Source organism: Ferrovibrio sp. (genome assembly GCF_025869515.1).
Classification (GTDB): domain Bacteria; phylum Pseudomonadota; class Alphaproteobacteria; order Ferrovibrionales; family Ferrovibrionaceae; genus Ferrovibrio.
In genome coordinates, this window is sequence record NZ_JAOZVR010000051.1 from 20,808 (window position 1) to 38,971 (window position 18,164).

Here is an 18,164-nt window from a genome sequence, read left to right on the forward strand (position 1 = left end):
GGCCTCGTCTCTAAGGCTTAGTTCCGCTCACGGCGCGCGATGAAGGCGAGCCGCTCAAACAGATGCACATCCTGCTCGTTCTTCAGCAGCGCGCCGGCCAGCGGCGGAATCAGCTTGCCCTGGTCCTTGCTGCGCAACGCATCGGCCGGCAGGTCTTCGGCCATCAGCAGCTTGAGCCAGTCGAGCAGTTCCGAGGTGGACGGCTTCTTCTTCAGGCCGGGCGTCTCGCGGATATCGTAGAAGACATTCAGCGCATCGCGCAGCAGGTTTTTCTGCACGCCGGGATAATGCACCTCGACGATCTCTTCCATCGTCTCGCGTTCGGGGAAACGGATGTAGTGGAAGAAGCAGCGGCGCAGGAAGGCGTCGGGCAGTTCCTTCTCGTTGTTCGAGGTGATGATGATGATCGGCCGCACGCTGGCCTTCACGGTCTCGTTCGTCTCGTAGACGAAGAATTCCATGCGGTCGAGTTCGAGCAGCAGGTCGTTGGGGAATTCGATATCGGCCTTGTCGATCTCGTCGATCAGCAGCACCGGGCGCTGCGGCGCCGTGAAGGCATCCCACAGCTTGCCCTTCTTGATGTAGTTGCGGATATCCTTGACGCGCTCGTCGCCGAGCTGGCTGTCGCGCAGGCGCGACACGGCATCGTATTCGTACAGGCCCTGCTGGGCCTTGGTGGTGGATTTGACATGCCAGGTGAGGAGCGGGGCGTTCAGCGCCCGGGCGATCTCGATGGCCAGCACGGTCTTGCCGGTGCCCGGTTCGCCCTTCACCAGCAGGGGCCGCTCCAGCGCGATCGCGGCATTCACCGCCACCTTGAGATCGTTGGTGGCGACGTAGGATTCGGTACCCTTGAACTTCATTGCGGTTTTCCCGGAGTCTGCAAATGAACAGTGTCGGGACAAACGCTAGGTCGCGCCCCGGCAGGGCGCAAGCCGTGACGTTACGTCAATGCAGCAGCCGCGACCGCAGGTCGCTTCAGTTGGCGGTCTTGTAGTTGACGCAGATTTTGGCTTTTTCACCGGTCTCGATGGCTTCGCCATTGTTGCCGCAGATGCCGGTGGCCGCGTCCGCGCCATTCTGCTGGGCGTTGACGCAGAACAGCGAACAATCCTGGCAGACGCCGAATTCGCTGATCTGGTTGCGGGTCTGCAGGTCGTGCAGCAGGCGCGACAGGCCCTTCACCATCTGGATGCCCAGCTCGTCGGCCACTTCCAGCGTCGCCTGTTCCAGGGTCTGCATCGGGTCCTTGACCAGCATGGCCTGGCCGGCCTCGGTGAGGCAGAGATCCACCTGGCGGCGGTCCTCAGTCTTTTTGCAGCGGGTGATCAGGCCCTTGGACTCGAGGGCGATGAGGGTCTGCGAGACGGTTCCCTTGGTGGCGCCGAGATAATGGGCCAGCGCGGTGGGGGAGCGGGAATATTTGTTGGCCTGGGCCAGGAACCGCAAAGCTTCCCATTGGGCAGGGTTGAGTCCGTCGGCGAACTGCAACTCGCGGGTGAGCCGCCCCAGGCGGTCCAGCAATATGATAACCCGTTGAGCAAGCGCGACTTTTCCCTCATGGGCGGCACCGTTTCCGGTCCCGGCGATCTGGGCGTGGCTGTGGTCGGTGATCGGCATCACAGTTTTGTTTCGACTCGCTAATACGGCTTGCTGGAGGAACGGCCCCGGGCGTATCGTGTTTTTATATCGACCCGATACAAATTAGCCCCTTCGCCTGACCCTGTACTCGGCTCCAGTGCAAGCAACCTAGTGCAGACAAGGGCGAAAGTCGATGGAGGACCTACAAAATGGCCATCGCATCCGCCCCCCGGACTCTCGACAGCGCCGACCGGCGCTACCTGTCCACCGTCATGACCAAGGCCATGCTGACGGAAGAAGAAGAATTAAAGCTGGCCCGCGGCTGGCGCGTTGACGGAGATCAAAAGGCCATGCAGAAGCTGGTCACAGCCTATCTGCGCCTGGTGGTCGCCACCTCGACCCGCTTCCGCAATTACGGCCTGCCGATGCCCGACCTGATCCAGGAAGGCAATATCGGCCTGATGCTGGCGGTCAACCGCTTCGACCCCGAGCGCGGCGTGCGCTTTTCCACCTATGCGTCCTGGTGGATCCGCTCGTCGATCCAGGAATATGTGCTGCGCAACTGGTCGATCGTGCGCTCCGGCACTTCGGCCGGCCAGAAGGCGCTGTTTTTCAACCTGCGCTGGCTGCGCGCCAAGCTGGAACGGGCCGGCGGCGGCACGCTGACGCTGGACAATGCCACCCGCGACGAAATTGCCACGGCGCTCAAGGTGTCGCCGAATGACGTGACCAACATGGCCCAGCGCCTGTCGGCCCGCGACCATTCGCTGAACGAGACGGTCGGCGGCGAGGAGGGCGGCGACGCCTTCCAGGATTTCCTGGTCGATCCCGGCCCGAATCCCGAGGAAATCGTCACCACCAAGATGGATGGCGGCCAGCGCCACGTCTGGCTGACGGAATCGCTGCAGGAGCTCAGCGCGCGCGAGCAGATGATCATCGTCGAGCGCATGCTCACCGATGACAAGGCGACCCTGGAAGAGCTGGGCGGCAAGCTCGGCGTCACCAAGGAACGCGTGCGCCAGATCGAGACCAAGGCCTTCCGCAAGCTGCAGAATGCCGTGCACCGCAAGGCCAAGCAGGCCGGCGAAAAGCTGGCCCCGATGCTGGACGACATGAGCCACATGGCCCCGGCGTGATCCTGGCCTGAAGCCGGGCTGACGAAAGCCTTCCAAGTCTTTGCAGGCGTGGCCGGAATATCGGTCACGCCTGCTTGACATCGGGGGTGGTGAAGGGTAAACCGCCTGCCGCCGCGGGGGTGTAGCTCAGTTGGTTAGAGCGCCGGCCTGTCACGCCGGAGGTCGCGGGTTCAAGTCCCGTCACTCTCGCCATTTCCCCGCCGGCACCTTTTCTCAAAATCCGTCCTGCATGACCGCCCCGCCGGGCGGGCCGAATCCGCGTCTTCGTACACGGATCGATTCGCCCGCAAGTCCTGCCGCGAGTGATTCTCAAAAAGCTGAAAACCGGTTTTTCGCCGGCCACTTGCGGGTTTTTTAGCTCACGGGCGCGTGTTGCGGCGCGGCACGGAACCGGCTAGAACAACCCGGAACTCGGGCAGGGTGGGACCAGCCCGGGCAGACCGTTTGTTCGGAGGGGAATGACCGTGGACGCCCTGCTGCGGGAATATCTGCCGATCCTGCTTTTCCTTGGCCTGGCCATCGCGCTGGCCGTGATTCTGGCCCTGCTGCCCTTCGTGGCAGCCAAGCGCGCGCCGGACCCCGAGAAGAATTCCACTTACGAGTGCGGCTTTGAGCCCTTCGGCGATTCCCGCAAGCAGTTTGATGTGCGGTTCTACCTCGTCGCCATCCTCTTCATCATCTTCGACCTGGAAGTGGCCTTCCTGTTCCCCTGGGCGATCAGCCTGGGCGAGATCGGCGTCTACGGCTTCTGGTCGATGATGATCTTCCTCGGCATCCTCACCATCGGCTTCATTTACGAGTGGAAGAAGGGGGCTCTGGAGTGGGAATGAGCAACGCCATGCAGACTGCCGCCTCACAGAATACCGCCCCGGCCGAAACCGCTCTCAAGCTGGGTTCGGACCAGGACGGCTTCTACAAGGACCTGTCCGACGAACTGGCCGACAAGGGCGTGGTGATTTCCACCCTCGACAAGCTGGCCAACTGGGCCCGCAGCGGCTCGATGTGGCCGATGACCTTCGGCCTGGCCTGCTGCGGCGTCGAGATGATCCACGCCTATATGGCGCGTTACGATCTCGACCGTTTCGGAGCGATGCCGCGGGCCTCGCCCCGCCAGTCCGATGTGATGATCGTCGCCGGCACGCTGACCAACAAGATGGCGCCGGCCCTGCGCAAGCTGTACGACCAGATGGCCGAGCCGCGCTACGTCATCTCGATGGGCAGCTGCGCCAATGGCGGCGGCTATTATCACTATTCCTATTCGGTGGTGCGCGGCTGCGACCGCATCGTGCCGGTCGACATCTACGTCCCCGGTTGCCCGCCGACCGCCGAGGCGCTGGTCTACGGCCTTCTGCAGTTGCAGAAGAAGATCTGGCGCACCGGCACGATTGCCCGCTGAGGGACGCGACATGACCGACAGCAAGGCGATCTTGCATGAACAGGAACAGGCGCTGCGCGACCTGGCCGACCATCTCGCCGCCGGTCTCGGCGCCGACCTGCTCGACAGCCGCATCACGCTGGGCGAGCTGACCATCCAGGTGCCGGCCGAGCGCATCGTCAAGGTGCTGACCTTCCTGCGCGACGACGGCAACTGCCAGTTCACCGAGCTGGTCGATCTCACCGGGCTGGACTGGCCCGAGCGCGCCAGGCGTTTCGATGTCGTCTACCATCTGCTCAGCATGAAGCTGAACCAGCGCATCCGCATCAAGGCGCAGACCGATGAAGAGACGCCGGTGCCGTCGGCGGTCGGCGTCTATGCCGCCGCCAACTGGTTCGAACGCGAGACCTGGGACATGTATGGCGTGATGTTCTCCGGCCATCCGGACCTGCGCCGCATCCTGTCGGATTACGGTTTCGAAGGGCATCCGCTGCGCAAGGATTTCCCGCTCACCGGCTATGTCGAAGTGCGTTACGACGAATCCCAGAAGCGCGTGGTCTACGAGCCCGTGCAACTGACCCAGGAATTCCGCCGCTTCGATTTCATGAGCCCGTGGGAAGGCGCGAAATACGTGCTGCCGGGCGACGAAAAGGCCGAGGGGCAGAAGTAACATGGCCGAAGTCACAATCGCCAACTACATGGTCAATTTCGGGCCGCAGCATCCGGCGGCCCACGGCGTGCTGCGCCTGGTGATGGAACTCGACGGCGAGATCGTCGAACGCTGCGATCCGCATATCGGCCTGCTGCATCGCGGCACCGAGAAGCTGATCGAGCACAAGACCTATCTGCAGGCGGTGCCGTATTTCGACCGCCTCGATTATGTCGCGCCGATGAACCAGGAGCATGCCTTCGCGCTCGCCACCGAGCGGCTGCTCGGCCTGGAAGTGCCGGCGCGCGGCCAGGCAGTACGCGTGCTGTTCGCCGAGATCGGCCGTCTGCTCAACCACCTGCTGAACGTGACCACGCATGCCCTCGACTGCGGCGCCATGACGCCGGCGCTCTGGGGCTTCGAGGAACGCGAGAAGCTGATGGAATTCTACGAGGGCGTTTCCGGCGCCCGCATGCATGCGGCCTATTTCCGGCCCGGCGGCGTGCACCAGGACATGCCCAGGGGCATGGACGAGGAGATCGTCAAATACCTGCCGCGCATGCTGAAGGTGATCGACGATATCGAAGGCCTGCTGACCGAGAACCGCATCTATCGCCAGCGCAATGTCGATATCGGCGTGATCAGCGCCAAGGATGCGATGGACTGGAGCTTCTCCGGCGTCATGCTGCGCGGTTCGGGTGTCGCCTGGGACCTGCGCAAGTCGCAGCCCTATGACGGCTACGAGAAATACGATTTCGACATTCCGGTGGGCAAGAACGGCGATTGTTTCGACCGTTACCTCTGCCGCATCGAGGAGATGCGCCAGAGCGCCAAGATCATCGAGCAGGTGGTCGCCAGCATGCCGACCGGGCCGATTGCCTCCGACGACCGCAAGGTGGTGCCGCCCAAGCGCGGCGAGATGAAGAAGTCGATGGAAGCGCTGATCCATCACTTCAAGCTCTACACCGAAGGTTATCACGTGCCCGAGGGCGAGACCTATGCCGCCGTCGAGGCGCCGAAGGGCGAGTTCGGCGTGTATCTGGTGTCGGACGGTTCGAACAAGCCATATCGCTGCCGCATCCGCGCCCCGGGCTTCCCGCATCTGCAGGCCACCGACTTCCTGTCGAAGGGTTACATGCTGGCCGATGCCGTCTCCATCGTCGGCAACATGGATATCGTGTTCGGAGAGATCGACCGATGAGTGGCGTCCATATCGCACCGCCCGAGCAGCAGCCGGCCAGCTTCGCCTTCACGGCGGAAAATCTGGAACTGGCGAAGCAGCATATCGCCAAGTATCCGGCCGGCCGCCAGCAGAGCGCGGTGATGCCGCTGCTGGATATCGCGCAGCGCCAGCATGACAACTGGGTGCCGCAGGCTGCCATCAGGTACATCGCCGAGATGCTCGGCATGGCGACGATCCGCGTGCTGGAAGTCGCCAGCTTCTACACGATGTACAACCTCGCGCCGGTGGGTAAGCATTTCGTGCAGGTCTGCACCACCACGCCGTGCTGGCTTGCCGGTTCGGACAAGGTGCTGAGCGCCTGCAAGAAGCATCTCGGCATCAATCCGGGCGAGACGACGCCCGATGGCCAGTTCACCGTGATCGAGGTGGAATGCCTCGGCGCCTGCGTGAACGCGCCGATGCTGCAGTATGGCGACGACTTCTACGAAGACCTGACCGAGGAAAGCACCGGTAAGGTTCTCGAGGCGCTGAAGCGTGGCGAGCGGCCGAAGCCCGGCCCGCAGAGCGGCCGCCTTTCGTCGGAGCCGCTTGGCGGCGCCACCACCCTGACCACCTTCAACCCCGCCGGTAATGCCGGCGGCGGTGACGACTGAGGCGGAGCCGGATCATGCTTCAGGACAAAGACCGCATTTTCACCAATCTCTACGGCCAGCAGTCGTGGCGCCTTGAGGCTGCCCGCAAGCGTGGCGACTGGGATAATACCAAGGCACTGCTCGACAAGGGCCAGGACTGGATCATCGAGGAGATGAAGAAGTCCGGCCTGCGCGGTCGTGGCGGCGCCGGTTTCCCGACCGGCCTGAAATGGTCGTTCATGCCCAAGCAGTCGGACGGCCGTCCGAGCTATCTCGTCGTCAATGCCGACGAGGGCGAGCCCGGCACCTGCAAGGACCGCGACATGATGCGGCACGACCCGCACAAGCTGGTCGAGGGCTGCCTGGTGGCCGGCTTCGCCATGCGCGCGGTCGCAGCCTATATCTACATCCGCGGTGAATTCTATCGCGAAGCCGAAAACCTGCAGGGCGCCATCGACGAGGCCTATGCGGCCGGCCTGATCGGCAAGAATGCCTGCGGTTCGGGTTATGACTTCGACGTCTTCGTGCATCGCGGCGCCGGCGCCTATATCTGCGGCGAGGAAACCGCGCTGATCGAAAGCCTGGAAGGCAAGAAGGGCCAGCCGCGCCTGAAGCCGCCGTTCCCGGCCAATATGGGCGTCTGGGGCTGCCCGACCACGGTGAACAACGTCGAGAGCATCGCGGTGGCGCCGACCATCCTGCGCCGCGGCGGCGAGTGGTTCGCCGGCATCGGCCGCCCGAACAACACCGGCACCAAGGTGTTCTGCATTTCCGGCCATGTGAACAAGCCGTGCAATGTCGAAGAAGAGATGGGCATTCCGCTCAAGGAACTGATCGAGAAGCATGCCGGCGGCGTGCGCGGCGGCTGGGATAACCTGCTGGCGATCATTCCGGGCGGTTCCTCGGTGCCGCTGCTGCCCAAGACGATCTGCGACGACGTGCTGATGGATTTCGACTCACTTCGCGCGCAGCGTTCGGGCCTCGGCACCGCGGCCGTGATCGTGATGGACAAGTCGACCGACGTGGTGCGCGCCATCGCGCGGCTTTCCAAATTCTACAAGCATGAATCCTGCGGCCAGTGCACGCCGTGCCGCGAAGGCACCGGCTGGATGTGGCGCGTGATGGAGCGGCTGGTGCAGGGTCGCGCCGAAAAGCGCGAAATCGACATGCTGCTCGAAGTCACCACGCAGGTGGAAGGCCACACGATCTGCGCGCTCGGCGATGCCGCGGCGTGGCCGATCCAGGGCCTGATCCGGCATTTCCGCGGCGAGATCGAACGCCGCATCGACGCATATCACACGGGCGCGCCGGTTCTGCCGGCGGCAGCCGAGTGACACGGCAGTAGGCGGGGAAGGGTAAGCAATGCCCACGTTGACCATCGACGGCATCCAGGTAACGGTCGAGCCCGGCACCACCGTGCTGCAGGCCTGCGAGTTGGCCGGCAAGGAAATCCCGCGCTTCTGCTACCACGAGCGCCTCACCATCGCCGGCAACTGCCGCATGTGCCTGGTCGAGCAGGAGAAGGCGCCGAAGCCGATCGCCTCCTGCGCCATGCCGGCCGCCGACAACATGGTGATCAAGACCGACACGCCGCTGGTCAAGAAGGCCCGCGAAGGCGTGATGGAATTCCTGCTGATCAACCATCCGCTCGACTGCCCGATCTGCGACCAGGGCGGCGAGTGCGACCTGCAGGACCAGTCGATGGGCTACGGCAAGGGCGCTTCGCGTTACGACGAAAACAAGCGCGCCGTGAACGACAAGTATATGGGTCCGCTGGTCGCCACCACGATGACCCGCTGCATCCACTGCACCCGCTGCGTGCGTTTCGCGCAGGAAGTGGCCGGCGTGCCGGAACTCGGCGCCATCGGCCGCGGCGAGGACATGCAGATCACCACCTATCTCGAGCAGGCGATGACGTCGGAGCTGTCCGGCAACGTGATCGATCTCTGCCCGGTCGGCGCGCTCACCTCCAAACCCTATGCCTTCACCGCGCGGAGCTGGGAACTGCGCAAGACCGAGACCATCGATGCGATGGACGCGGTCGGCGCCAACATTCGTGTGGACGTGCGCGGTCGCGAAGTGATGCGCGTGCTGCCGCGCGTGAACGAGGACGTCAACGAGGAATGGCTGTCGGACAAGAGCCGCTTCGCCTATGACGGCCTGCGCGCCCGCCGCCTGGACCGCCCCTATGTGCGCAAGGCCGGCAAGCTGCAGGAAGCCACCTGGCCGGAAGCCTTCGCCGCCGTCGCCGGCGCGTTCAAGGGCCTGCAGGGCAGCCAGATCGCGGCCATTGCCGGCGATCTTGCCTGCGCCGAGAGCATGACGGCGCTGAAGGATTTGATGGAGAAGCTGGGGTCGCCCAATCTCGACTGCCGGCAGGACGGCGCGAAGATCGATGCGTCGACCCGCGCCGGTTACATCTTCAACAGCGGCATCGCCGGCATTGAAGAGGCCGATGCCATCCTGATCGTCGGCAGCAACCCGCGCCGCGAAGCCGCCCTGATCAACGCCCGCATCCGCAAGCGTTCGCTCACCGGCAAGGTGAAGATCGCGCTGATCGGCAATGAGCAGCCGGTCCTGACTTACAAATACGACTATCTCGGTGCCGGCGCCGCCACGCTGAAGGACATCGCCGAGGGCCGTCATGCCTTCGCCGAAGTGCTGAAGACCGCGCAGAAGCCGGTGCTGATCCTGGGGCAGGGCGCGCTTGCCCGCGCCGACGGCGCCGCCGTGCTGGCGCTGGCGAAGCAGGCCGCCGACGGCCTCGGCCTCGTGAAAGACGGCTGGAACGGCTTCAACATGCTGCACACCGCCGCCGCCCGCGTCGGTGGGCTCGATCTCGGCTTTGTTCCGGGCCAGGGCGGCAAGGACGTGACCGGTATCCTGGCCGCTGCGCAGTCGGGCGAGATCAAGGCCGTGTATCTGCTCGGTGCCGACGAGATCGACATGAGCAAGCTCGGTTCGGCCTTCGTGATCTACCAGGGCAGCCATGGCGATGCCGGCGCGAAGCGCGCCGATGTGATCCTGCCGGGCGCCGCCTATGTCGAGAAGGACGCCACCTGGGTGAATACCGAGGGGCGGGTTCAGTTGGGACGTCGCGCTGCAGCTCCCCCGGGCGATGCCCGCGAGGACTGGTCGATCATCCGCGCGCTGTCCGAGCCGCTCGGCCATAAGCTGCCCTACGACAATCTCGGCATGCTGCGCCGTCGTATGCTGCAGCTGGCACCGCATTTTGCCGCCGTCGACAAACTGACGCCGGCCGCCTGGGGTGCGTTTGGCACCGCCGGCACCGTCACCGACGCGCCGTTCGTTTCGGCGGTGGCCGATTTCTATCTGACCAATCCGATTGCGCGCGCCTCGGCCACCATGGCCGAATGCTCCGCCATCGCGCGCGGCATCACGCAGCCGAAGACGGGTACCCATGACTGAGTCGCTCTGGCAAACACTCTGGACCGGCTACGTCTTTCCGGGCGGCCTGATCCTTGTCCATATCCTGATGCTGACGGTGCCGCTGCTGATCGCGGTGGCCTATCTTACGCTGATGGAACGCAAGGTGCTGGCGGCGATGTCGCTACGCATGGGCCCCAACGTGGTCGGGCCTTTCGGCCTGCTGCAGCCGTTTGCCGATGCGGCCAAGCTGATCTTCAAGGAAACCATCATCCCGTCCGGCGCGAACAAGTTCCTGTTCATCGCCGCGCCCTGCATCACCTTCATCCTGGCCCTGATCGCCTGGGCGGTGATCCCGGTGGGCGAGGGGCTGGTGATCGCCAATATCAATGTCGGCGTGCTGTATCTCTTCGCGATCTCCTCGCTCGGCGTCTACGGCATCATCATCGCCGGCTGGTCGTCGAATTCGCGCTACGCTTTTCTCGGTGCGCTGCGCTCCTCGGCACAGATGGTGTCCTACGAAGTCTCGATGGGCTTTGTCATCATCAGCGTGCTGCTCTGCGTCGGCTCGCTGAATCTCAGCGCCATCGTGCAGGCGCAGAAGACGGTGTGGTTCGCCATTCCGCTGTTCCCGATGTTCATCGTCTTCTTCATCTCGGCGCTGGCCGAGACCAACCGGCATCCTTTCGATCTGCCGGAAGCGGAAGCCGAACTGGTTGCTGGTTACCAGGTCGAATATTCGTCGATGGCCTTTGCGCTGTTCTTCCTCGGCGAATACGCCAACATGATCCTGATGTCGGGCATGACGACGATCCTGTTCCTCGGCGGCTGGCTGCCGCCCTTCGACATTGCGCCGTTCAACTGGATTCCGGGCATTGTCTGGTTCTGCCTGAAGATCTTCGTGCTGCTGTTCGTCTTCATCTGGGTGCGTGCCACCGTGCCGCGCTATCGCTACGACCAGCTGATGCGTCTGGGCTGGAAGGTGTTCCTGCCGTTCTCTCTGTTCTGGGTGGTGTTGACCGCGGGCGTGCTTCTCGCCTTCGATCTGCTGCCGAAAGGGGTCTAAGCCATGGCTTTGCTCGATCGCGGCGCCCGTTCGATCTTCCTGTGGGAACTGGTCAAGGGCCTCAGCCTGACCTTCTCCTACATGTTCAAGCCGCGCGCCACCGTGAACTATCCCTATGAAAAGGGCCCGCTCGGCCCGCGCTTCCGCGGCGAGCATGCGCTGCGCCGTTATGCCAACGGCGAGGAACGCTGCATCGCCTGCAAACTGTGCGAGGCGATCTGCCCGGCCCAGGCCATCACCATCGAGGCCGAACCGCGCGATGACGGCTCGCGCCGCACCACGCGCTACGACATCGACATGACCAAATGCATCTATTGCGGCTTCTGCCAGGAAGCCTGCCCGGTCGATGCCATCGTCGAGGGGCCGAATTTCGAATTCGCCACCGAGACGCGTGAAGAGCTGTTCTACGACAAGGACAAGCTGCTCGCGAATGGCGAACGCTGGGAATACGAGATTTCGCGGAACATCGCCGCGGACGCGCCGTACCGTTGAGCGCGCCGCAGGCGAGGGGGTAGACGATGATTATCCAGGCTTTGGCCTTCTATCTGTTCGCAGCCATCACCGTGGCCTCCGGCTTCATGGTGATCGCGTCGCGCAACCCGGTGCACAGCGTGCTGTTCCTGATCCTGGCATTCTTCAATGCGGCCGGGCTGTTCGTGCTGATGGGCGCCGAATTCCTCGGCATGATCCTGGTGATCGTCTATGTCGGCGCCGTGGCGGTGCTGTTCCTCTTCGTGGTGATGATGCTCGACATCAACTTCGTCGAACTGCGCCAGGGCTTCCTGCAATACCTGCCGATCGGCGGCCTGATCGGTTTCATCCTGCTGGTCGAACTGGCGCTGGTGCTGGGCGGCTGGGTGATTACTCCGGCGGCCAGGAGCGCCGGTACCGATCCGATCCCGGCGCTGGACCAGGTGACCAACACCCATGCGCTCGGCGCGGTGATCTACACGAAATACATCTACCTGTTCCAGGGTGCCGGCCTGATCCTGCTGGTCGCCATGATCGGCGCCATCGTGCTCACCCTGCGCTCGCGTCCCGGCGTGAAGCGCCAGAGCATCTCCGAGCAGGTCAACCGCCCGCGCGGCGACGCCGTGGCGGTCCGCAAGGTCGAGCCGAGGAAGGGAATCTGACCATGACCATCGGCCTCGGACATTATCTCACGGTCGCCGCGATCCTGTTCACGCTCGGCATCCTCGGCATCTTCCTGAACCGCAAGAACGTGATCGTCATCCTGATGTCGGTCGAGCTGATGCTGCTCGCCGTCAACCTGAACCTGGTGGCATTTTCCACCCACCTGAACGATCTGGTCGGCCAGGTCTTCGCCCTGTTCGTGCTGACGGTTGCCGCCGGCGAGGCGGCGATCGGCCTGGCGATCCTGGTGGTCTATTTCCGCAACCGCGGCACCATCGCGGTTGAAGACATCAATATGATGAAGGGCTGAGGCGGCGATGACGATGTACCATCTGATCGTTTTCCTGCCGCTGCTGGCCGCTATCGTCGCCGGCCTGTTCGGTCGCCGCCTCGGCGACGCGGCCTCCATGGCCGTCACCTGCGTGGCGGTGATCATCTCGGCCATTCTGTCCTGGGTCGCCTTCTACCTGGTGATCTCCAAGGGCATGGTCGTCACCGTCAAGGTGCTCGACTGGATCGATTCCGGCAGCTTCAGCGTCGACTGGGCGCTGAAGATCGACCAGCTCACCGCCGTGATGCTGGTGGTGGTCAACACCGTGTCGGCCGTCGTGCATGTCTACAGCGTCGGCTACATGAGCCACGATCCGCACCGGCCGCGCTTCTTCGCCTATCTGTCGCTGTTCACGTTTGCCATGCTGATGCTGATCACGGCGGACAATTTCGTGCAGCTCTATATGGGCTGGGAAGGCGTCGGCCTCGCCTCCTACCTGCTGATCGGCTTCTGGTATCACAAGCCGACCGCCAATGCGGCCGCCATCAAGGCCTTCGTGGTCAACCGCGTCGGCGATTTCGGCTTCGCACTCGGCATCATGGCGCTGTTCCTTGCCACCAATTCGGTCAGCTTCGATGCGGTCTTCGGCGCCGCGCCGGCGCTGGCTGGCAAGACCTTCCATTTCCTCTGGAAGGACTGGGATATCCTGACGGTGGCCACCTTCCTGCTGTTCCTCGGCGCCATGGGCAAGTCGGCCCAGCTCGGCCTGCACACCTGGCTGCCGGATGCGATGGAAGGCCCGACCCCGGTGTCGGCGCTGATCCATGCCGCCACCATGGTCACCGCCGGCGTCTTCATGGTGGCGCGCTGCTCGCCGCTGTTCGAATACGCGCCCGATACGCTGGCCTTCGTCACCGTGATCGGCGCCAGCACCGCCTTCTTCGCCGCCACCGTCGGCCTGGCGCAGAACGACATCAAGCGCGTGATCGCCTATTCGACCTGCTCGCAGCTCGGCTACATGTTCTTCGCGCTCGGCGTCTCGGCCTATCCGGCCGCGATCTTCCATCTTTTCACCCATGCCTTCTTCAAGGCGCTGCTGTTCCTCGGCGCCGGCTCGGTGATCCATGCCGTCGACGGCGAGCAGGACATGCGCCGCATGGGCGGGCTGTGGAAACACATCAAGGTCACCTATGTGATGATGTGGATCGGCAGCCTCGCACTGGCCGGCTTCCCGATCTTCGCCGGCTATTACTCCAAGGACATGATCCTCGAAGTGGCTTATGCCGCCGGCGGGGTAGGGCAGTATGCCTACATCATGGGTATGGCGGCGGCGATCCTGACCGCCTTCTATTCCTGGCGCCTGATCTTCATGACCTTCCATGGCAAGCCGCGCGCCGACCATCACGTGATGGAGCACGTGCATGAAAGCCCGATGATCATGCTGGCGCCGCTCGCCGTGCTGGCCGTCGGTGCGGTCTTCGCCGGCATCGCCTTCCACGACGGTTTCATCGGCCATCACTGGAAGGACTTCTGGGGCAGCTCGATCCTGATCCTGGAAAACCACAAGGCGATGGACGAGGCGCACAGCGTGCCCTTCCTGGTCAAGGTCGGCCCGATCATCGTCGGCATCATCGGCATCTTCGTGGCCTGGATCGCCTATATCCGCGATACCAGCCTGCCGCACCGCGCCGCCGCGCAGCAGCCGCTGCTGTACCAGTTCCTGCTCAACAAGTGGTATTTCGACGAGCTGTATGACCGCATCTTCGTGCGTCCGGCCTTCTGGATCGGCCGGGTGCTGTGGAAGGGCGGCGACGGCAAGATCATCGACGGCCTCGGCCCGGATGGCTTTGCCGCCACCGTGGTCCGCCTGGCCCGGCGCGCCAGCATCCTGCAGTCCGGCTATGTCTATCACTATGCCTTCGCCATGCTGATCGGCGTGGCGGCGCTGGTGACCTATTTCTTCAGTGCGATGGGGCACTAATCCGATGTCGAGCATGCCCTTGCTGTCGATCGTCACCTTCCTGCCGCTGGTCGGCGCCGCCTTCATCTTCCTGGCGCGCGGCCCGGAAGAGATTGTGGCCCGCAATGCCCGGTCGGTGGCGCTGTGGACCACCACGATCACCTTCCTGGTGTCGCTGCTGATCTGGCTGAACTTCGATAACAGCACCGCCGCCTTCCAGTTCGTCGAGAAGGTCGACTGGATCGGCGCCGGCATCAACTACCATATGGGCGTCGACGGCATCTCCATGCTGTTCGTCATCCTCACCACCTTCCTGATGCCGTTCTGCATCCTGGCCTCGTGGGAATCCATCGAGACCCGCGTCAAGGAATACATGATCGCCTTCCTGGTCATGGAAACCCTGATGATCGGCGTGTTCTGCGCGCTCGATCTGGTGCTGTTCTACCTGATGTTCGAAGCCGGCCTGATCCCGATGTTCCTGATCATCGGCATCTGGGGCGGCAAGCGCCGCATCTATGCCAGCTTCAAGTTCTTCCTCTACACCCTGCTCGGCTCGGTGCTGCTGCTGCTGGCGCTGCTCTACATGTATTTCATCGCCGGCACGACCGACATCCCGAGCCTGATGAAGACCGGGCTGTTCTCGGCGCAGGCGCAGACCTGGCTCTGGCTCGCCTTCTTCGCCTCCTTTGCGGTGAAGATGCCGATGTGGCCGGTGCATACCTGGCTGCCGGATGCCCACGTCGAAGCGCCGACCGCCGGTTCGGTGATCCTGGCCGCCGTGCTGCTGAAGATGGGCGGCTACGGCTTCCTGCGCTTCTCGCTGCCGATGTTCCCGATCGCCTCGGAATATTTCGCGCCCTTCGTCTTCACGCTTTCCGTCATCGCCATCGTCTATGCCTCGCTGGTGGCGCTGGTGCAGGAAGACATGAAGAAGCTGATCGCCTATTCCTCGGTGGCGCATATGGGCTTCGTCACCATGGGCATCTTCGCGCTCAACACGCAGGGCGTCGAAGGCGCCATCTTCCAGATGCTGAGCCATGGCATCGTCTCGGGCGCGCTGTTCCTATGCGTCGGCGTGGTCTACGACCGCCTGCATACCCGCGAGATCGCCCGTTACGGCGGTCTGGCCAGCAACATGCCGAAATACGCCGCGGTGTTCATGCTGTTCACCATGGCCAATGTCGGCCTGCCGGGCACCGGCGGTTTCGTCGGCGAGCTGCTCACCCTGGTCGGCGCCTTCCAGGCCAACACCTGGGTCGCCCTGATCGCCACGTCTGGCGTGATCCTCGCGGCGGCCTACGCGCTGTATCTCTATCGCCGCATCGTCTTCGGCGAACTGACCAAGGCCGACCTCAAGGCGATGGTGGATCTCAGCCCGCGCGAGATCGCCATCTTCGCCCCGCTGGTGATCATGACGCTGTGGATGGGTATCTATCCGGCGCCGTTCTTCGATGTCATGGCCGCCTCGGTCAAGCATCTGCTCGACCAGCACCAGACTGCGCTCGCCGCCGCCAAGGCGATAGCGACCGCTGCCCGCTAGGAGTTTGACCGTGACCGCTCTGCCCGCACTCGCGCCCGCCTATCCGGAACTCTGGCTCGCGCTGTCTGCCATGGCGCTGCTGATGCTCGGCGTCTTCCGCGGCGACGGCGCCACCCGGCTGGTTTCCTGGCTTTCGGTCGCGGCGCTCGCCGTTACCGTGCTGCTGATCACCATGCAGCCGGCCGAAACCGTCACCACTTTCGGCGGACTGTTCGTGGTCGATGGTTTCGGCCGTTTCGCCAAGGTGCTGATCCTGCTCGGCTCGGCATTTTCCATCATCCTGTCGCTCGGCTATATCCGCTATGAGCGCATGGAGCGCTTCGAATATCCCGTACTGATCCTGCTTGCCAGCACCGGCATGCTGATGATGGTCTCGGCCAACGACCTGATCGCGCTGTATCTCGGGCTCGAGCTGCAGTCGCTGTCGCTCTATGTGCTGGCGGCCTTCAAGCGCGATTCCGGTCGCGCCACCGAAGCCGGCCTGAAGTATTTCGTGCTCGGCGCGCTGTCGTCCGGCATGCTGCTCTACGGCGCTTCGATGATCTACGGCTTCGCCGGTTCGACCGGTTTCCCCCAGATCGCCCAGATTCTGAGTCAGGGGGCACTGGTCGGCGGCCAGGCTTCGATCGGTCTCGTGGTCGGCATCGTCTTCCTCACCGCCGGCCTGGCCTTCAAGGTTTCGGCCGTGCCGTTCCATATGTGGACGCCCGATGTGTATGAGGGCGCGCCCACGCCGGTGACTGCCTTCTTCGCCGTGGCGCCGAAGATCGCCGCCATGGCGCTGTTCGTGCGCGCCATCCTCACGCCCTTTGGCGAGATCGCCCATGAATGGCAGCAGATCATCATCGTGGTCAGCGCGCTCTCCATGCTGCTCGGCGCTTTCGCCGCCATCGCGCAGAGCAATATCAAGCGCCTGATGGCCTATTCCTCCATCGGCCATGTCGGCTATGCCCTGATCGGCCTGGCGGCCGGCACGGAAGAGGGCGTGCGCGGCATCCTGATCTATCTGGCGATCTATCTCGCCATGAATGTCGGTACCTTTGCGATCATCCTGTGCATGCGCCAGAAGGACCAGATGGTGGAGGGCGTGAACGACCTCGCCGGACTGGCCAAGACCCATCCGGGCATGGCGCTGCTGCTCGCCGCCTTCATGTTCTCGCTCGCCGGCGTGCCGCCGATGGCCGGTTTCTTCGGCAAGTTCTACATCTTCATGGCCGCGATCAATGCCGGCCTCTATACGCTGGCGGTGATCGGCGTGCTCAGCTCGGTGGTGGGCGCCTATTACTACCTGCGCATCGTCAAGCTGATGTATTTCGACGAGACGGCCGAGCCGCTGGCCAAGCCGGTGCGCGGCGAGTTGGGCGCGGTGATGACCGTGACCGGCCTGTTCACCATGCTGTTCTTCATCTGGCCGGCCCCGCTGCTCAGCATGGCCGCCACGGCTGCCCGGGCGCTGTTCCCGTAAGCGGATCGCCGCCGGACCCATGCGATGAAGTGGGATCTCCGGGTATTCGACAGCCTCGACAGCACCAATGAGGAAATCCGCCGCCAGGCCGAAGCCGGCGCGGCGGAAGGCCTCGCGGTGCTGGCCCGGCAGCAGACGGCTGGCCGTGGCCGCCGTGGCCGCGGCTGGACCTCGGTGCCGGGCAACATGTTCCTGTCGCTGCTGCTGCGGCCCCAGTTAAACGGACAGCGGGCCTCACCCGCGCAGGCGGCCACGCTGTCTTTCCTCACGGCCGTGGCCGTGTTGGAGGCCATCGATCTGGCTGGTCCTGCAGCAGGCACGCAATTGACATGCAAATGGCCCAACGACGTGCTGGTGGACGGCGCCAAGGTGGCTGGCATCCTGCTGGAATCGCGCACCACGCCCGATGGTGCCCTGGGCTGGGTCACGGTCGGCATCGGCGTCAATCTGGTTTCACATCCCGCCGATACGCTCTACCCGGTCACGGCGCTGAACCGCCATGGCATCGAGGCCATGCCGGAAGACTTCGCCGGCTGGCTGCTGGCGCGCTATGGCTACTGGTATGACCGCTGGCAGGCCGAAGGCTTCGCACCGGTGCGTGCTGCCTGGCTGAGACGGGCGCAGGGCGTGGGCCAGCCGGTGATCGTGCGGTTGCCGGACCAGGAGCTGCGCGGGACTTTCATCGCGCTGGACGACGGTGGCGCGCTTATACTGGAATTGCCCGACGGACGGCGTCACACTGTCACCGCCGGCGATGTTTTCCCGGCCGGCTGAAGAGGACGCGC

Annotated in this window: 18 protein-coding genes and 1 tRNA gene; 17 read left to right on the top strand and 2 right to left on the bottom strand. The window is 63.9% G+C overall.

Annotated features, from left to right (window positions below; translation table 11 throughout):
• Positions 1 to 17 precede the first annotated feature (17 nt).
• The gene (locus OJJ21_RS07955; protein ID WP_297684887.1) at positions 18 to 863 is read right to left on the bottom strand and encodes a MoxR family ATPase; all 846 of its coding nucleotides are present in this window, start codon (positions 861 to 863) and stop codon (positions 18 to 20) included.
• A 115-nt stretch (positions 864 to 978) separates the two neighbouring features.
• Positions 979 to 1,620, bottom strand: a complete 642-nt coding sequence (locus tag OJJ21_RS07960) for a MarR family transcriptional regulator (protein WP_297684889.1) — start codon at positions 1,618 to 1,620, stop codon at positions 979 to 981.
• Positions 1,621 to 1,790: 170 nt separating this feature from the next.
• Between OJJ21_RS07960 and OJJ21_RS07965 the strand changes: the two genes are divergently transcribed.
• The 17 genes from OJJ21_RS07965 (at position 1,791) to OJJ21_RS08045 (ending at position 18,153) form a co-directional block, all read left to right on the top strand.
• The gene (locus OJJ21_RS07965; protein WP_297684892.1) at positions 1,791 to 2,717 is read left to right on the top strand and encodes an RNA polymerase factor sigma-32; all 927 of its coding nucleotides are present in this window, start codon (positions 1,791 to 1,793) and stop codon (positions 2,715 to 2,717) included.
• Positions 2,718 to 2,832: 115 nt separating this feature from the next.
• Positions 2,833 to 2,909: transfer RNA gene (locus tag OJJ21_RS07970), tRNA-Asp, on the top strand.
• 272 nt (positions 2,910 to 3,181) lie between these two features.
• Positions 3,182 to 3,547, top strand: a complete 366-nt coding sequence (locus OJJ21_RS07975; RefSeq protein WP_297684961.1) for an NADH-quinone oxidoreductase subunit A — start codon at positions 3,182 to 3,184, stop codon at positions 3,545 to 3,547.
• 8 nt (positions 3,548 to 3,555) lie between these two features.
• Positions 3,556 to 4,113, top strand: coding sequence for an NADH-quinone oxidoreductase subunit B (locus tag OJJ21_RS07980; RefSeq protein ID WP_297684963.1), 558 nt, complete (start codon positions 3,556 to 3,558; stop codon positions 4,111 to 4,113).
• 10 nt (positions 4,114 to 4,123) lie between these two features.
• Positions 4,124 to 4,762, top strand: coding sequence for an NADH-quinone oxidoreductase subunit C (locus tag OJJ21_RS07985; RefSeq protein WP_297684894.1), 639 nt, complete (start codon positions 4,124 to 4,126; stop codon positions 4,760 to 4,762).
• A 1-nt stretch (position 4,763) separates the two neighbouring features.
• Positions 4,764 to 5,942: an NADH-quinone oxidoreductase subunit D gene (locus OJJ21_RS07990; RefSeq protein WP_297684896.1), complete on the top strand. Its 1,179-nt coding sequence runs from the start codon at positions 4,764 to 4,766 to the stop codon at positions 5,940 to 5,942.
• Positions 5,939 to 6,577 (top strand): NADH-quinone oxidoreductase subunit NuoE, encoded by a 639-nt coding sequence (gene nuoE, locus OJJ21_RS07995; RefSeq protein ID WP_297684898.1) that lies wholly within the window; start codon positions 5,939 to 5,941, stop codon positions 6,575 to 6,577. Before OJJ21_RS07990 ends, nuoE begins: the two co-directional genes overlap by 4 nt.
• Positions 6,578 to 6,591: 14 nt before the next feature.
• The gene (gene nuoF / locus OJJ21_RS08000) at positions 6,592 to 7,890 is read left to right on the top strand and encodes an NADH-quinone oxidoreductase subunit NuoF (RefSeq protein ID WP_297684900.1); all 1,299 of its coding nucleotides are present in this window, start codon (positions 6,592 to 6,594) and stop codon (positions 7,888 to 7,890) included.
• Between the two features lie 28 nt (positions 7,891 to 7,918).
• Entirely contained in the window at positions 7,919 to 9,985 is a 2,067-nt protein-coding gene (gene nuoG, locus OJJ21_RS08005; RefSeq protein ID WP_297684902.1) for an NADH-quinone oxidoreductase subunit NuoG, read from the top strand.
• Positions 9,978 to 11,009 (top strand): NADH-quinone oxidoreductase subunit NuoH, encoded by a 1,032-nt coding sequence (gene nuoH, locus OJJ21_RS08010; protein ID WP_297684904.1) that lies wholly within the window; start codon positions 9,978 to 9,980, stop codon positions 11,007 to 11,009. The genes nuoG and nuoH overlap by 8 nt, the downstream gene beginning before the upstream one ends.
• Positions 11,010 to 11,012: 3 nt before the next feature.
• Positions 11,013 to 11,501, top strand: coding sequence for an NADH-quinone oxidoreductase subunit NuoI (gene nuoI / locus OJJ21_RS08015; protein ID WP_297684906.1), 489 nt, complete (start codon positions 11,013 to 11,015; stop codon positions 11,499 to 11,501).
• A gap of 26 nt (positions 11,502 to 11,527) precedes the next feature.
• Positions 11,528 to 12,142 (top strand): NADH-quinone oxidoreductase subunit J, encoded by a 615-nt coding sequence (locus OJJ21_RS08020; protein ID WP_297684908.1) that lies wholly within the window; start codon positions 11,528 to 11,530, stop codon positions 12,140 to 12,142.
• A gap of 2 nt (positions 12,143 to 12,144) precedes the next feature.
• The gene (gene nuoK, locus OJJ21_RS08025) at positions 12,145 to 12,453 is read left to right on the top strand and encodes an NADH-quinone oxidoreductase subunit NuoK (RefSeq protein ID WP_297684910.1); all 309 of its coding nucleotides are present in this window, start codon (positions 12,145 to 12,147) and stop codon (positions 12,451 to 12,453) included.
• A gap of 13 nt (positions 12,454 to 12,466) precedes the next feature.
• Positions 12,467 to 14,395, top strand: a complete 1,929-nt coding sequence (gene nuoL / locus OJJ21_RS08030) for an NADH-quinone oxidoreductase subunit L (RefSeq protein WP_297684965.1) — start codon at positions 12,467 to 12,469, stop codon at positions 14,393 to 14,395.
• A gap of 4 nt (positions 14,396 to 14,399) precedes the next feature.
• Entirely contained in the window at positions 14,400 to 15,914 is a 1,515-nt protein-coding gene (locus OJJ21_RS08035; protein ID WP_297684912.1) for an NADH-quinone oxidoreductase subunit M, read from the top strand.
• Between the two features lie 4 nt (positions 15,915 to 15,918).
• Positions 15,919 to 17,379 carry an NADH-quinone oxidoreductase subunit NuoN gene (nuoN, locus tag OJJ21_RS08040; RefSeq protein ID WP_297684913.1) on the top strand — a complete coding sequence of 487 codons (1,461 nt, stop codon included), beginning with the start codon at positions 15,919 to 15,921 and terminating at the stop codon, positions 17,377 to 17,379.
• 24 nt (positions 17,380 to 17,403) lie between these two features.
• Positions 17,404 to 18,153 carry a biotin--[acetyl-CoA-carboxylase] ligase gene (locus OJJ21_RS08045; RefSeq protein ID WP_297684915.1) on the top strand — a complete coding sequence of 250 codons (750 nt, stop codon included), beginning with the start codon at positions 17,404 to 17,406 and terminating at the stop codon, positions 18,151 to 18,153.
• The last annotated feature ends 11 nt before the right edge of the window (positions 18,154 to 18,164 follow it).